This is a genomic window from Salinarimonas sp. NSM (genome assembly GCF_052380005.1).
Lineage (GTDB): Bacteria > Pseudomonadota > Alphaproteobacteria > Rhizobiales > Beijerinckiaceae > Salinarimonas.
On record NZ_JBQTCJ010000054.1, the window covers coordinates 21167 to 34227 of the forward strand.

At 72.4% G+C, this 13061-nt stretch carries 14 protein-coding genes and 1 tRNA gene; 10 read left to right on the forward strand and 5 right to left on the reverse strand.

The genetic code is table 11. From position 1 onward, the window contains the following. The first annotated feature begins 2 nt into the window (after positions 1 to 2). From nth to ACTZWW_RS17470, 6 genes are all read left to right on the forward strand, one after another. Positions 3 to 899 carry an endonuclease III gene (nth, locus tag ACTZWW_RS17445; protein WP_444782246.1) on the forward strand — a complete coding sequence of 299 codons (897 nt, stop codon included), beginning with the start codon at positions 3 to 5 and terminating at the stop codon, positions 897 to 899. Beyond that, the gene (gene pyrF / locus ACTZWW_RS17450; RefSeq protein WP_444782247.1) at positions 896 to 1603 is read left to right on the forward strand and encodes an orotidine-5'-phosphate decarboxylase; all 708 of its coding nucleotides are present in this window, start codon (positions 896 to 898) and stop codon (positions 1601 to 1603) included. The genes nth and pyrF overlap by 4 nt, the downstream gene beginning before the upstream one ends. Before the next feature lie 87 nt (positions 1604 to 1690). After that, entirely contained in the window at positions 1691 to 1981 is a 291-nt protein-coding gene (locus ACTZWW_RS17455; protein WP_029029588.1) for a DUF1330 domain-containing protein, read from the forward strand. After that, complete coding sequence (locus tag ACTZWW_RS17460; RefSeq protein ID WP_444782248.1) at positions 1981 to 2292, forward strand: DUF1330 domain-containing protein; 312 nt, start codon at positions 1981 to 1983, stop codon at positions 2290 to 2292. Before ACTZWW_RS17455 ends, ACTZWW_RS17460 begins: the two co-directional genes overlap by 1 nt. Beyond that, the gene (locus ACTZWW_RS17465; RefSeq protein ID WP_444782249.1) at positions 2282 to 2812 is read left to right on the forward strand and encodes a GNAT family N-acetyltransferase; all 531 of its coding nucleotides are present in this window, start codon (positions 2282 to 2284) and stop codon (positions 2810 to 2812) included. The genes ACTZWW_RS17460 and ACTZWW_RS17465 overlap by 11 nt, the downstream gene beginning before the upstream one ends. An 83-nt stretch (positions 2813 to 2895) precedes the next feature. Beyond that, positions 2896 to 3381 carry an MgtC/SapB family protein gene (locus tag ACTZWW_RS17470; RefSeq protein ID WP_444782250.1) on the forward strand — a complete coding sequence of 162 codons (486 nt, stop codon included), beginning with the start codon at positions 2896 to 2898 and terminating at the stop codon, positions 3379 to 3381. An 18-nt stretch (positions 3382 to 3399) separates the two neighbouring features. Here ACTZWW_RS17470 and ACTZWW_RS17475 read toward each other — a convergent pair whose 3' ends face one another. After that, on the reverse strand, positions 3400 to 4392 hold the full coding sequence (locus ACTZWW_RS17475; RefSeq protein WP_444782251.1) for an extensin family protein: 993 nt from the start codon (positions 4390 to 4392) through the stop codon (positions 3400 to 3402). Then, positions 4389 to 5378 (reverse strand): L,D-transpeptidase family protein, encoded by a 990-nt coding sequence (locus tag ACTZWW_RS17480; RefSeq protein WP_444782252.1) that lies wholly within the window; start codon positions 5376 to 5378, stop codon positions 4389 to 4391. Before ACTZWW_RS17480 ends, ACTZWW_RS17475 begins: the two co-directional genes overlap by 4 nt. A gap of 166 nt (positions 5379 to 5544) precedes the next feature. Here ACTZWW_RS17480 and ACTZWW_RS17485 point away from each other — a divergent pair. The 4 genes from ACTZWW_RS17485 (at position 5545) to ACTZWW_RS17500 (ending at position 9101) form a co-directional block, all read left to right on the forward strand. Then, positions 5545 to 5630 (forward strand) — tRNA-Leu (locus ACTZWW_RS17485). A 548-nt stretch (positions 5631 to 6178) separates the two neighbouring features. Further along, a complete protein-coding gene (locus ACTZWW_RS17490; RefSeq protein WP_444782253.1) occupies positions 6179 to 6727 on the forward strand; it encodes a hypothetical protein in 549 nt (182 codons plus the stop codon). 160 nt (positions 6728 to 6887) lie between these two features. Beyond that, complete coding sequence (locus ACTZWW_RS17495; protein WP_444782254.1) at positions 6888 to 7733, forward strand: hypothetical protein; 846 nt, start codon at positions 6888 to 6890, stop codon at positions 7731 to 7733. Positions 7734 to 7880: 147 nt separating this feature from the next. Next, on the forward strand, positions 7881 to 9101 hold the full coding sequence (locus ACTZWW_RS17500; RefSeq protein WP_444782255.1) for an NAD(P)/FAD-dependent oxidoreductase: 1221 nt from the start codon (positions 7881 to 7883) through the stop codon (positions 9099 to 9101). A gap of 13 nt (positions 9102 to 9114) precedes the next feature. On the opposite strand, the gene ACTZWW_RS17505 is transcribed toward ACTZWW_RS17500, so the two are convergent. From ACTZWW_RS17505 to recO, 3 genes are all read right to left on the reverse strand, one after another. Next, positions 9115 to 9651, reverse strand: coding sequence for a BLUF domain-containing protein (locus tag ACTZWW_RS17505; protein WP_444782256.1), 537 nt, complete (start codon positions 9649 to 9651; stop codon positions 9115 to 9117). 125 nt (positions 9652 to 9776) lie between these two features. After that, positions 9777 to 12020 (reverse strand): DNA topoisomerase IV subunit A, encoded by a 2244-nt coding sequence (gene parC, locus ACTZWW_RS17510; RefSeq protein WP_444782257.1) that lies wholly within the window; start codon positions 12018 to 12020, stop codon positions 9777 to 9779. Positions 12021 to 12117: 97 nt separating this feature from the next. After that, positions 12118 to 12870 carry a DNA repair protein RecO gene (gene recO / locus ACTZWW_RS17515; RefSeq protein WP_444782258.1) on the reverse strand — a complete coding sequence of 251 codons (753 nt, stop codon included), beginning with the start codon at positions 12868 to 12870 and terminating at the stop codon, positions 12118 to 12120. Positions 12871 to 13061: the final 191 nt, after the last annotated feature.

Consider the following 13061-nt stretch of genomic DNA (forward strand, 5'->3'; position numbering starts at 1 on the left):
CCGTGCGCTCGAAATCGCCGGAGGAGACGGTCGCCGACGCCGCACCCGCCGACGGGAGCGGGGAGGGGCGTCCCGTTCGCGGACGGAGCGCGTCGGCGGCGACGGCGAAGAAGGCCTCCAAGCCGAAGCCGAGGACGAGCAAGCCGAAGCCCGCCGCCAAGTTCGCCGGCGCCATCGGCCGCAAGCCCCCCAGGCCCGTCGACGCCGAGACGCGCCGCGAGATCTTCCGCCGCCTCGCCGCCGCCGATCCCGATCCGCGCTCGGACCTCGAGTACACGAACCCGTTCACGCTCCTCGTCGCCGTCGTGCTCTCCGCCCAGGCGACGGACGCCGGCGTCAACAAGGCCACCCGCGGCCTGTTCCCGGTGGCGGACACGCCCGCCGCCATGCTCGCGCTCGGCGAGGAGGGCGTGCGCGAGCGCATCAAGACGATCGGCCTGTTCAACGCCAAGGCGAAGAACGTGATCGCGCTGTCGCGCATCCTGGTCGAGGAGCACGGCGGCGCCGTGCCCGCCGATCGGTCGGTGCTCGAGACGCTGCCCGGCGTCGGGCGCAAGACGGCGGCAGTGGTGATGAACGTCGCCTTCGGCGAGCCGACGCTCGCGGTCGACACGCACATCTTCCGCGTCTCCCATCGCATCCCGCTCGCCTACGGGCGCGACACCGATGCGATCGAGGCGGCGCTCACCCCGCTCGTGCCGGAGCCCTACCGGCGCAACGCGCATCATTGGCTGATCCTGCACGGTCGCTACGTCTGTAAGGCGAGAAAGCCCGAGTGCTGGCGCTGCGCCATCGCCGACCTCTGCCGCTTCCCCGACAAGACCCCCGCACCGAAGCCGGGCAAGGCGAAGCCCGGCGCCGCGCCGACGATAGAGCCCGAAGAGGACCCGAGCCCGTGACCCGTCCCGCCATCCCGCTCGAGGAGCGCCTGATCATCGGCCTCGACGTCCCCTCCGTCGACGAGGCCCGCGCCCTCGTGGCGCGCATCGGCGACGCCGGGCGCTTCTACAAGATCGGCTACAGGCTGGGCTTCTCGGGCGGGCTCGGCTTCGCGCGCGAGCTCGTCGACGCGGGCAAGAAGGTGTTCCTCGACTTCAAGCTCCACGACATCGCCAACACCGTGGAGGAGGGCGTCGGCGCGGTCGCGGCGATGGGGGTCGATTTCCTGACCGTGCACGCCTACCCGCAGACCATGCGTGCGGCCGTCGCGGGGCGGGGTGACGGTGGCCTGCGGATCCTCGCCGTGACTGTTCTGACCTCCTGGGACGACGCCGACCTCGCCGAGGCGGGCTTCTCGGGCGACGTCGCGAGCCTCGTCGCGCGCCGCGCCGCGCAGGCCCGCGCGATCGGCATCGACGGCATCGTCGCCTCGGCGGCGGAGGCCGCGCGCCTGCGCGGCGTCGTCGGCGACGAGACGGCGATCGTCACGCCCGGCATCCGGCCCGCGGGCGCGGAGGCCGGCGACCAGAAGCGCGTCGTCACCCCGGCGGCCGCGCTCGCCGCGGGCGCCGACCACCTCGTCGTCGCCCGCCCGATCATCCGCGCGGAGGACCCGCGGGCGGCGGCACAGGCCGTGCTGGCGGAGATGGCGCAGGCCGTCTGAGCGTCGCCGCCGCTTGCCTTCGCGACCGGCGCATCGGCTAGGATGCCGCGCCCGGCATCGCATCGGACCCGGAACGAAGGAGACATCATGCCCAAGGCCTATTTCATCGCCCGCGTCACCGTCACCGACCCGGAGCGCTACGCCGAGTACGCCAAGGGCGCCACCGAGGCGATCCGCAAGTACGGCGGGCGGCCGATCGTGCGCGGCGGCGCGATGAAGGTGATGGAAGGCGAGGGGCGCCCGCGCAACGTCGTCATCGAGTTCGAGTCGATGGAGCAGGCGGAGCGCTACTACCACTCGCCGGAGTATCAGGCCGCCAAGGCCAAGCGCGAGGGCGCCGGCATCGCCGACATGGTCATCGTCGAGGGAGCCGAGTGATGCGCAAGGGCTACTGGATCGGGCGCGTCGACGTGCGCGACGCCGACGCCTACAAGAACTACGTCGCCAAGAACGGCATCGCCTTCGCGAAGTACGGCGGCCGCTTCCTCGTGCGCGGCGGCGCCTTCGAGGCTGTGAAGGGAGAGGCGCGGGCGCGCAACGTCGTCATCGAGTTCCCGAGCTACGAGACAGCCCTCGCTTGCTGGAACTCGCCCGAGTACCAGGAGGCGCTCGCCGAGCAGAAGGGCGGCGCGGACGTCGACCTCATCGTCATCGAGGGCTACGACGGGCCTCAGCCCGGTGAGGGCTGATCCGGCGCCCGGCTACCGCATCCGCCCGGCGGCGGAGGCGGACGTCCCGCTCCTGCCGGCGGTCGAGGCCTCCGCCGCGACGCTGTTCGCGGAGGCCGGCGCGCCGCTGCCGGAGCCGGTGGCGACGATGCCGGCCGAGGCCCTCGACCTCTGTCGCGTGGCCGGGACGCTCTGGGTCGCGGCGGATGCGCGCGATGCGCCGGTGGGGTTCCTCGCCGCGGGCGACCTCGACGGCTTCCTGCACGTTCACGAGGTCTCGGTCGCCCGCCCGCACCAGCGGCGGCGTCTCGGAACCGCCCTGATGGCGACGGCGATCGACTTCGGGCGCTGGGCCTTCGTTCCGGCGCTGACGCTGACCACCGACCGGGTGCTCGCCTGGAACAAGCCGTTCTACGGCCGGCTCGGATTCGTCGAGCTCACGATCCCCGGCCTGCCGCCGGGCCACGCAGCGAAATACCGGAACGAGATCGCCGCCGGCCTCGACCCCGCGCGGCGCTGCGTCATGGCGAAGGTGCTGTGACGTCTTCCGCGTCCGCGCGGAGCGAACCGCGGACCTCGTGCGTTCCCGTCGCAGGGATGCACACGAGACGAGGTGGAGCGCAGGTGGTCGACGAGATCCTCTACTCCGGCGAGATCCCGTTCTGGGACGTGACGGTCCGGCTCTTCGCGGCCGCGATCGGCGGCATGCTGCTCGGCCTCGATCGGGAGCTGCGCGGGCGGGCGACGGGGCTGCGCACGCATGGCATGGTCAGCCTCTCCTCCTGCGTCATCACGATCTCGGCCTTCCTCGTCTACGAGCAGGCGCTAGCGACCGGGGACCAGGTGACGGTCGACCCGCTGCGCGCGATCCAGGGTCTCGCCCAGGCGATCGGCTTCATCGCGGCTGGCGCGATCTTCGTCTCGAAGGGAGACGTGCGCAACCTCACCTCGGCCGCCAACCTGTGGCTCGCCGCCGCATTCGGGATCGCGCTGGGCGCGGGGCAGTACACGCTCGCGGCGGTCTCCGTCGTGTTCGGCATCATCATGATGTCCGTCGTGCGGGTGATCGAGCTGAAGCTCCACCTCAAGCACGAGCGCGACGCCGACTGAGGCGCCGCGTCGCGCGGATCACTCGCACAGGCGATAGTCGTTCGTTCGCTGGCGCTGATCGAAGTGCAGATGGTCGTCGTGGTAGGCGTCCGCGCCCGGGCCGAGCACGGTGCGGAAGTGGGCGCAGGCCGCCTTGCGGATTTCGCGCTGGAACGCGGCCTCGGGGCCGCTCTCCCCGCCGCGCGGCTCGACCGGCACGGCGATGCGGGTCGCAAAGCCGATGCCGCTGAGGTCGACGGCGTTGGCGAAGGCGTGCTCGGAGAGCCGCGCATCCTCTTGCTGGTTGCGGCCGCGGCAGGCGTAGGCGCCCGCCGTGAACAGCGTCGTCGGGCGCGCGTCGAGATGCTCGCGCGCGGCGGGCACCAGCGCCTGCGCGCTCCAGCCGGCGAGGGCGCGGGCGACGGGGCACTGGACCGTGACGGCGGGCTGGAGCGCGATCCCGCCCACGGCCTCCAACCGCAGCGGGAAGGCCACGCCGCAGCGCCCCTCGCCGTCGATCGCCGGCAACGGCTCGTAGACGACGTCGCGTTCGTCCAGATCGGCGAGGCAGGCCTCGTGGGCCGCGCGCTCGGCCGGGTCGGTCTCCAGCGGCCGGCGCGGCGCGTCGGGCAGCACCGCCTCGGGCTCCTCGACCACCGGGCGCGGGGGCGGGAGCGGCGAATCGTCGGTCCGCGCATCGGCGGCGGGGCTTTCGGCCTCGTCCTCGACGTCCGCCTCCGGCTCCTCCACCTTCGGGCGGGGCGGCGGCTGCGGCGCCTCGTCGGTGTGCCCGTCGGCGGCGGGGCTCTCGGCCTCCTCGCCCGCCCCGTCCTCGGCATCCGCCTCGAGCGCGGGCCGCGCCACGGGGAGCGGCGGGTTCATGTCGATGCGCCGGAGATGCGGCGGTCTCTCGGGCGGGCGCGGCGGCGCGTCCTGCGCCGCGACGGCGAGAGGGGCGATCGCAACGGCCGCGAGCGCGGTGCGGAGCGCCGTCGCGGCCGCCCGCGCGAAGAGGGGGCGGCGCCGGCTCATTCGACGAACGCCACCGGCGTGCCGGTCTCGACCAGGGCGGCCAGCTCCTCGGCATCCCAGTTGGTGAGGCGCACGCAGCCGTGGCTGTAGTCCTTGTCGATCTCCGCCGGCGTTGGCGTGCCGTGAATGCCGTAGGTGGGCTCGCTGAGATCGATCCAGACCGTGCCGACGGGGTTGTTCGGCCCCGGCGGGATTTCGAGCTGCGTCTCGAGATCCCCCTGCTGGAAGTTCACGTCGGGGCGATAGTAGTAGGCCGGGTCGGTGGCGATCGCGGTCACCTCGTGCGTGCCGGACGGGGAGGGGGTCTCTCTGCTCCCCACGGTCGCGGGATGGAACAGCACGAGGCCGCCGTCGCCGTCGAGCGCCCGCAGCGCGCCGCGGGAGCGGGAGACCTCGATGCGCGCGATCGCGGCCGTCTCCAGCGGGTCGCCCGGCTGCGCGACGAGGATCTCGGTGCCCGCCCGGGAGAAGTCCGCCCGCGGGTTCATCGCCGCGAGGAGGTCCTGGTCCATGTGGAAGCGCTCGGCCAGCATCTCCTGCGGGCCGTGATAGGCGAGGCGCTCCATCTCGGCGAGCGCCGCGTAGTCGTCGGGGATCTCGTCGACGAAGGGTCCGGCGACGTCGTCCTCGGTGATCGTGTAGGTGGAGAGCACGGGCGCGTCGTCGCCGGCGATCAGCGCCTCGACCACCGGCGCCGCCAGCGGCCCGTTCGCGTCTATGCTCTCGCGCAGGGCATAGGCCTCGAGCGCCTTGCGGACGTTCTCGCCGAGATAGCCGTCGATGACGCCGGGCGAGACGTCGGCGCGGTCGAGCAGGACCTGGAGGCGCAGGACGAGCGGGCTGCGCTCGCCCTCCATGGGCTCGTACCCCTCGAGCCGTGCCGTCTCGACCGCGATGGGGTCGAGCGCCGGCTCGGCGGCGGCGGGGAATAGCCCAGCGGAGGCCAGCGTGAGGCTCACGGCGGCGGCGAAGCTCGAGTGGCGCATCTGGGGCACTCCGGTCTAAGGTGTCGGCGAGAGCAACGCGCGGGCGGCCGGTAGGCTCCCTCGCCGTCGAACGGCGCGGGCACGCCGCGGCTTCCGAAGAGGCGGCGATTCGTCGAGCTTCGCACCGGGCGCGACGTGTGATAGATGCGCGTCGCATCGCTCGCGCGGCCCCGTGGCGAAACTGGTAGACGCACCGAACTTAAAATTCGGAGCCCTCGAGGCGTGCCGGTTCGATCCCGGCCGGGGCCACCACCACGTCGCCGCGGCACCCTCCGTATGGCTGCAACGCCCGCCGGCTGTGCTTCACCCTCCAGCGGCAAGCGGCGCTATCCGATGAACAAGGTCGAATAGAAAGTAATCTTCGATAAAATATGCTGCTTTTCATTCGGTATAATTGCCCGGTACGATCCTCGCACAGTCTCCAGCCAGCGTCTCGTTCAGTTCCGTTCAGGAACAGTGAGCAAGGGACATTGACATCCGTTGACATGGAGGCGTTTCGATATGGCCAGCTTCGATTCTCATCGTTTAAGATCGGGAAAACCATTCTCCGTCAGAGTGTCACATCGAGGCGAATGCACGGGGGGCGCATCGGCCGCGCACAATCCGGCGCGGCGTCTTCTCTGCGGGAGATCGGCCGGCGTGCGCCATAATCAAACCACTGTTCGCGTTTTTCTCGAAAGCCACGGTTCCGGGACGGCCGCGCCCAAGCGACCGCCGGAGACACCCCCCGTCCGCCCCGTCGCCCCGCTTCGCGGCGCGCCGGACGCGGTCGCCCGCCCGAGCTCGCGAGGATCCGAGTGATGCAGGGACGTTCGAACGCCCCCGAGACGTCGGCGAAGCCGGCGAAGGAGCGGACGCTCCCAATCGACAAGGACGCCTTCTCGCAGCGCCTCTGGCAGGCGATCAAGCGCAGCGGCCTCACCTACAAGGAAACCGCCCGGCGGGCCCAGGAGCACCTGCCGCCGGGCATGCGGATCTCCGACGTCAGCGTCTGGTCCTACGCGAAGGGGCGGAGCCTGCCGCGACGGATGACGCACGTGGAGGCGCTCGGGCGCGTTCTGGGCGTCGAGACGCAGGAGCTGCTCGGGGCGATCGAGCTCCAGGGCCCCGGTGGGTCCGCGGCCGAGGAGGCGGCCGTCTCGGGCGTGCACGTCGACGACCTCGGCGACGGGCGCGCCATGCTCAAGATCGCCATGGCGACGCCCTGGCCCGTCGCGCTCGAGGTTCTGCGCCTGCTGAAAGGCGAGGAGAGCGAGATCGAGGAGAGCGACCGCGGCGAGGAGGCGGAGGACGAGGAGGAGGCCGGCGACGTGCCCGCCGGCCGCGGTGTGGGCCCTAACCGACTTTAAAGACGAAGGGCGCAAATCCGACGCATTCTGCTCCGACCGTTCGGCCGCTCGTGCCGGACGGTGCGAGCGCAGAAGACAGAGCGTGACGCTGGCGCCCGCGGGGCCTCCCCGCCGGGCGTCGGCGCGACACGCCCCGCCCCCACAGCGTCGAGACACCGCAATGAAGCCGCAACGCCGCTACGCCATCGCGCCGTCCCTGGTGCGCCTCATCCGCCGTGAGCGGCCGGGCGTGCGGGTGCTGGAGGGACATTTCCCCGACCAGCCGGATCGCCGCTCGCACGTGCGCCTCGAGGGCGACCGCTGCGAGCTCGTGCTGGAGACGCTCCGGGACGGCGCCGTGTCGGGGGAGGAGCGCACCGAGGTCTCGCGCGCGCAGGGCGAGATCCTGCTCGACGTCTGTGCCGGCAAGGTGAGCTACGAGCGCATCCGCATGGATTCGGGCGAGGGGCCGATCGTCGTCGTCGACCGCTACCTGGCGCCTTCCATCGCCGCGGTGGTGCGCGTCGCCTTCGAGGGCGAGGACGAGGCGCGGGGGTTCGCCGCGCCGACCTGGTTCGGCCCCGAGCTCGCCGGCGAGGAGGCGATCGAGCCCCGCGCACTCGCCCTCGGCGCCCGTCCGCCCCTCTGGGAGGGGCCGATTGCCGATGCGGCGCTCGATGCGCTCCTCGACGACCTCGACTCGCGGGCGCCACGCTTCGCCGGCCGCGGCCGGGACGATGCGGTGCTGAGCGCGCTCAAGCGCCTCTCGCGCAGCGATGCGCCGGGCGCACCGGCCGCCGCACCGCAGCCGGCGGCGAAGCCGGCACCCGCGCAGCCCGCGGCGGCGGTCGCGAGCGGCTCCAAGGGTCCGGCCGCGGCACCGAACCCGGCCCCGCGCCCCGTGCCGGTCCCGCCGCCGCCCGCGCCGGACGCGATCGATGCGGGCGGGGAGGACGCGCTGTTCGAGCCGGCCGAGCCGGCGCGGCCCGTCAAGCCGGCCAACGGTGCCGCCGATCGCGCCAGCTGAGCGGCGCCGAGGGGCCTCGGCAGCTCCTCGCGACGCGAACTCTCGCCGTGAGCTTGCCTCCGGCGGCGGCCCGGGTCATCTCTGGCCTGCGCGCAGTGCCCGCGCCCGCTGTCGCGTGCGCGAGAGCCCGTCCGGAGGAGCCCGCAGGTGAGCCTGCCCCAGGTCGTCATCGTCGGGGCCGGCCCCGCCGGCCTCGCCGCCGCCGAGCGGCTCGTGGAGGCGGGAGGCGTCTCGGTGACGCTGATCGAGCGCATGCCGAGCCCTGCGCGAAAATTCCTGCTCGCGGGACGCGGCGGGCTCAACCTGACCCATTCCGAGCCGCTGGAGCGCGTTCTCGCGCGGTACGGCGGCAGCGTCGCACCTGTGGTGCGGGAGGCGATCGCGCGGTTCACGCCGCAGGACCTTCGCGCCTGGGCGGACCGGCTCGGCGAGCCGACCTTCGTCGGCTCCTCCGGCCGCGTCTTTCCACAGAGCTTCAAGGCGAGCCCGCTCGCCCGCGCCTGGCTCGCGCGGCTCCAGGCGGCCGGCGTCCGGCTCCTCGCCCGAACGCGCTGGACGGGTTTCTCCGACGATGGCGGGCTCGTCGTCGAGAGCGGTGGCGAGGCGCGTGCGCTCCCCGCCGACGCGACCATCCTGGCGCTCGGCGGCGCCTCCTGGTCGCGACTCGGCTCGGACGGGGCATGGGTCCCGATCCTCGCGGAGGCCGGCGTCGCCGTGGCGCCCCTCGCGCCGATGAACGCCGGCGTCGCCACCGCCTGGAGCGCCGTCTTCCGGGCGCGATTCGCCGGCACGCCGCTCAAGCGCGTCGCGATCGGCGTGGGGCGGCCGGCGGACGCGTCGGACACGACCGAGGCGATGATCACGGAGCACGGGCTCGAAGGGACCGGGATTTACGCCCGCTCGGCCCACATCGGCGAAGCGCTCGATGCGGCCGGGGCCGTCGCGCTCCATCTCGACCTGCGGCCGGACCTGGACGCCGACGCTCTCGCCGCGCGCATCGCAGCCGCGCCCAAGGGGCGCACGCTGACCGAGCGGCTGCGCCGCGCCGGGCTCGCGCCGGCGGCGGTCGGGCTGATGCGCGAGGCGGGTCCACTGCCGGCCGACCCGGAGGCGCTCGCCGCCCGCGCGAAGGACTGCGTCCTTTCGGTCGCGTCCATGCGGCCGATCGAGCGCGCCATCTCCACGCGCGGCGGCGTGCGCGCCGAGGCGCTCGAAGCCGGCCTCATGCTGCGCGTGCGCCCGGGCGTCTTCGTCGCCGGCGAGATGCTCGACTGGCATGCACCGACGGGCGGCTACCTGCTGCAGGGCTGCCTCGCCACCGGCCGGGCGGCGGCCGAAGGCGTGCTCGCCCGCCTCGGTCGTGCCTGACGCGGACTTTCGCCTATTCCGCGGCTTCGACGAAGACGATGTCGTCGACGTAGCTCGGGCGCGGCGCGCCGAGCAGCGCGTTGTCCTGCGCCTGCGCCTGCGCGACGGCTTCCATGAAGGCGAGGAGCGCGGTGGGCGTCATCTGCCGGACGTCGAGCTCCCGCCCCTGCCTGAATCGCGCGACGAGCGCCGCGGGCGCGCCGTCGATGTCGCTGAACGCCATGGTCCACTGAGCGAAGCGCCGCTCGTCGACGGCGCGCATCTCGAGGATCTCGATCGCCTCGTGGCGTGGATCGCGGCAGATCCGCGCGAAGGCTTCCGAGACGGCCGCGCGACTGCCTTCCAGCACCTGGGCGAACAGGCCGGGACCGGCCAGCAGCGCCCCGGTGATCGCAGCGTCCGCGTTGCGCCGGCGCGCCTCGACGAGGATCGCGTCGCATTGCGCCAGAAAGCCGGCATGCGACGTCCGCCGCCATCCCGCGAGCGAGCTACCATCTCGCCCCGCCATACGGGGTCGGCTGACGTAGACGAGGCGTGCCAACGTCGTCATCGCTCTCTCCCGGAGGCGCGCCGTTCGGGCGGCGCGCGTCACCTGTTTCACAGGCCGAGAGTGGTGGCGAACCGTTAATGGGCCACCAGCGCAATTGTGAATTTCGCCCGTGCCGGTTTGTGGAATTACGAAAACCTGTTCGTCTTCGGGAAGCCCTTCGGCGGCAGGCGGCCGGCGTCGGCGCGGTTGGCGATCCAGTCGCGCAGGTCCTCGCCCTTCACGGTCCAGGTGCGCCCGGACGTGTCGACCCAGGTGAGCCCATCGACGAGCGTGAAGATCTTGGCGTCCGAGACGCCGCCGTCGCGGTAGCGCTGGAGTCGCACGCCCTTCCCGCGGCTCATCTCGGGCACCTGCGCCAGCGGGAAGACGAGGAGCTTGCGGTTCTCGCCGACGATGGCGACGTGATCACCCTCCGCGGGTACGGCGAGCACGGCTTTCGTGCCGGCGTCGACGTTGAGCGCGAGCTTCCCCTTGCGGGTGTTGGCGACGAGCGCATCGGTGGGCGCGACGAAGCCGCGTCCGTCCGAGGAGACGAGGAAGAGCTTCTGGCCGGCCACGAACGGGAAGATCGCCGCGATCTCGGCGTCGTCGTCGAAATCGACCATCAGCCGGATCGGGTCGCCGAAGCCGCGCCCGCCCGGCAGCTTCGAGGCATCCAGCGTGAACACCTTGCCGTTGGTCGCGAGTGCCAGGATCTTCGCCGTCGTCTCCGTGTGGAAGGAGAAGGCGAGCGCGTCGTCGCCCTTGAACGCGACCGACGAGACGTCCTGGACGTGGCCCTTGAGCGCGCGGATCCAGCCCTTGGTCGAGACGATCACGGTGATCGGCTCGCGCTCGACCATCGCCTCGGTGATGTCGATGCCGGCCGTGTCCGGCATGTCCTCGAAGCTGGTGCGCCGCCGCCCCACCGCCGTCTCGCCGGAGAAGCTCTTGCGCACCTCGCGGATCTGCTTGGCCACCGTCTTCCACTGCTTCGCGTCGCTGGCGAGCAGCGCCTCGAGGCCCGCGCGCTCCTCGGTGAGCCCGTCGAGCTCGCGCTTGAGCTCCATCTCCTCGAGCTTGCGCAAGGAGCGCAGGCGCGTGTCGAGGATGGCGTTGGCCTGGATCTCGGTGAGCTCGAAGGTGCGCATCAGCTCGGCCTTCGGCTCGTCCTCCTCGCGGATGATGCGGATGACCTCGTCGAGATCGAGGTAGATGACGAGGAGGCCGCGCAGGATCTCGAGCCTGCGGTCAATCGCGGCCATGCGGTGGCGCGAGCGGCGCTGGAGCACGTCGCGGCGGTGGTCGAGCCACGCCTGCAGCGCCTCGGCGAGCCCGATGACCCTGGGTACCGTCCCGCCGACGAGCACGTTCATGTTGAGCGGGATGCGCGCCTCGAGATCGGTCAGCCGGAACAGCGATTCCATCATCAGCGCGGCGTCGACCGTACGCGTGCGCGGCTCGAAGACGATGCGGACGTCCTCCGCCGATTCGTCGCGCACGTCCGCCACGAGCGGCAGCTTGCGCTCGGCCATCAGCTCCGCGATCTTCTCGATCATGCGGGACTTGCCGACCCCGTAGGGGATCTCGGTCACCACGACCGACCATTGCCCGCGCCCGCCGTCCTCCTTGTGCCAGCGCGCGCGCACGCGAAAGCCGCCGCGGCCGGTATTGTAGGCCTCGACGATCTGCTCGCGCTTCTCGACGATGATGCCGCCTGTGGGGAAGTCCGGCCCCGGCACGAAGGCGAGGAGCTGCTCGGAGGTGGTCTGCGGGTGGTCGATGAGGTAGAGCGCCGCGTCGCACAGTTCCGCCGCGTTGTGCGGCGGGATCGAGGTCGCCATGCCCACCGCGATGCCCTGCGAGCCGTTGGCGAGGAGGTTCGGGAAGGCCGCCGGCAGCACGACGGGCTCCTCCGTCGAGCCGTCGTAGTTCGGCCGGAAGTCGACCGTGTCCTCGTCGATCCCGTCGAGCAGCAGGCGCGCGACCTCGGTGAGGCGCGCTTCGGTGTAGCGGTAGGCGGCGGCCGAATCGCCGTCGATGTTGCCGAAGTTGCCCTGCCCGTCGACCAGCGGGTAGCGCGAGGCGAAGTCCTGCGCCAGTCGCACCAGCGCGTCGTAGATCGCCTGATCGCCGTGGGGGTGGAACGAGCCCATCACGTCGCCCACGACCTTGGCGGACTTCTTGAAGGCCGTGCCGGGGTCGAGCCGCAGGAGGCGCATGCCGTAGAGGATGCGCCGGTGCACGGGCTTGAGCCCGTCGCGCGCATCCGGCAGCGCGCGGTTCATGATCGTCGAGAGCGCGTAGGCGAGATAGCGCTCCTCGAGCGCGTCCTTCAGGTTGATGCTCTCGGCGTCGGGGCCGGACGGCGGATCGACGGGCTTGCCCATGTGGCGCCTCGGGTTGATGTGCGACTGAACTCGTTAGAACGGATGGGGTACGTGGGCAAGGGCGCACGATGGGCCGAGGCGGAGTTGTCCACGCCCATCACGATCCCGCGCGCGCCAGCCCCACGAACCGCATCCGCTCCGGCGGCGCCTGCACGCCGTTCGGCGCGAACACCGCGCGCTCCAGGAAGTGCCCCGTCAGCGTAAAGCCCTGCGCGATCTCCTCGGGCGTCGGGTCGTCCCCGTCGCCCGCCCCGCCGCCCTCGCTTCTGCCGCGCGCCGTCAGGAAGGCCGGCAGCGCCAGGAGCTTGTCGGCCCAGGGCGCACCGGCGTCGCGGGAGACCGCGCGGCCCGTCCGCGGCGAGACCCAGGCGAGGTCGTCCGTCACGCCCGTGAGCGCGCAGGCGCCGAGGTCGAGGCCGAAGCCGAGCTCGGCGAGCAGCGCGAGCTCGAAGGCGACGAACAGGCGCGGCGCGAGGTCGGGGTCGTCGAGGTGCGAGACGAGGGCCTGCGCCGCGACGTAGAGCGCGGGATGCGGGTCGCGTTCGGGCAGGTGGCGCAGGTGCGCGCTCATCGTGGCGAGCCCGTAGAGCGCGAGCCGCGAGGCCATCAGCGCGCCCGAGCGCAGGGCGACGCCCTCGAGCGTGAACGTCCCCATCTGCTCGTCGGTGCGCGCCCGCCAGGACGCCGCCACCGTGTTGCCCGGCTGGACGACCGCTGCGAGCCGCTTGCCGCGCGCGCCGTTGACGTAGCCGAGATGCCGGCCGTGCTCCATCGTCAGCAGCTCGACGATCGCGCCGCTCTCGCCGTGGGAGCGCGCGCCGAGCACGATGCCCTCGTCGGTCCACTCCATGGTCGCCCTCTATCGCAGGAAGCGCCGACGCGCTCCCCTCCCGCTCGTGCCGGCGTGGGGCGGGCAGGACGATCTCGGCATCGATGGAGGCCGCGACCGCAGGTCGGGCACCCGCATCGGCGTCGCACCAGCCTTCCACGCCCCACACCCCCGGCCCCTCTCCACGAGGGAGAGGGGAGACCCGCGGCGGC

Bases quoted from the DNA above. Each gene is read 5' to 3' on its own strand.
- recO (WP_444782258.1), bottom strand. From the start codon at position 12,870: ATGGAGTGGACCGACGAGGGCATCGTGCTCGGCGCGCGCTCCCACGGC.
- ACTZWW_RS17455 (WP_029029588.1), top strand. From the start codon at position 1,691: ATGCCCAAGGCCTATTTCATCGCCCGCGTCACCGTCACCGACCCGGAG.
- parC (WP_444782257.1), bottom strand. From the start codon at position 12,020: ATGGGCAAGCCCGTCGATCCGCCGTCCGGCCCCGACGCCGAGAGCATC.
- ACTZWW_RS17495 (WP_444782254.1), top strand. From the start codon at position 6,888: ATGAAGCCGCAACGCCGCTACGCCATCGCGCCGTCCCTGGTGCGCCTC.
- ACTZWW_RS17480 (WP_444782252.1), bottom strand. From the start codon at position 5,378: ATGCGCCACTCGAGCTTCGCCGCCGCCGTGAGCCTCACGCTGGCCTCC.
- ACTZWW_RS17460 (WP_444782248.1), top strand. From the start codon at position 1,981: ATGCGCAAGGGCTACTGGATCGGGCGCGTCGACGTGCGCGACGCCGAC.
- ACTZWW_RS17505 (WP_444782256.1), bottom strand. From the start codon at position 9,651: ATGACGACGTTGGCACGCCTCGTCTACGTCAGCCGACCCCGTATGGCG.
- ACTZWW_RS17475 (WP_444782251.1), bottom strand. From the start codon at position 4,392: ATGAGCCGGCGCCGCCCCCTCTTCGCGCGGGCGGCCGCGACGGCGCTC.
- ACTZWW_RS17490 (WP_444782253.1), top strand. From the start codon at position 6,179: ATGCAGGGACGTTCGAACGCCCCCGAGACGTCGGCGAAGCCGGCGAAG.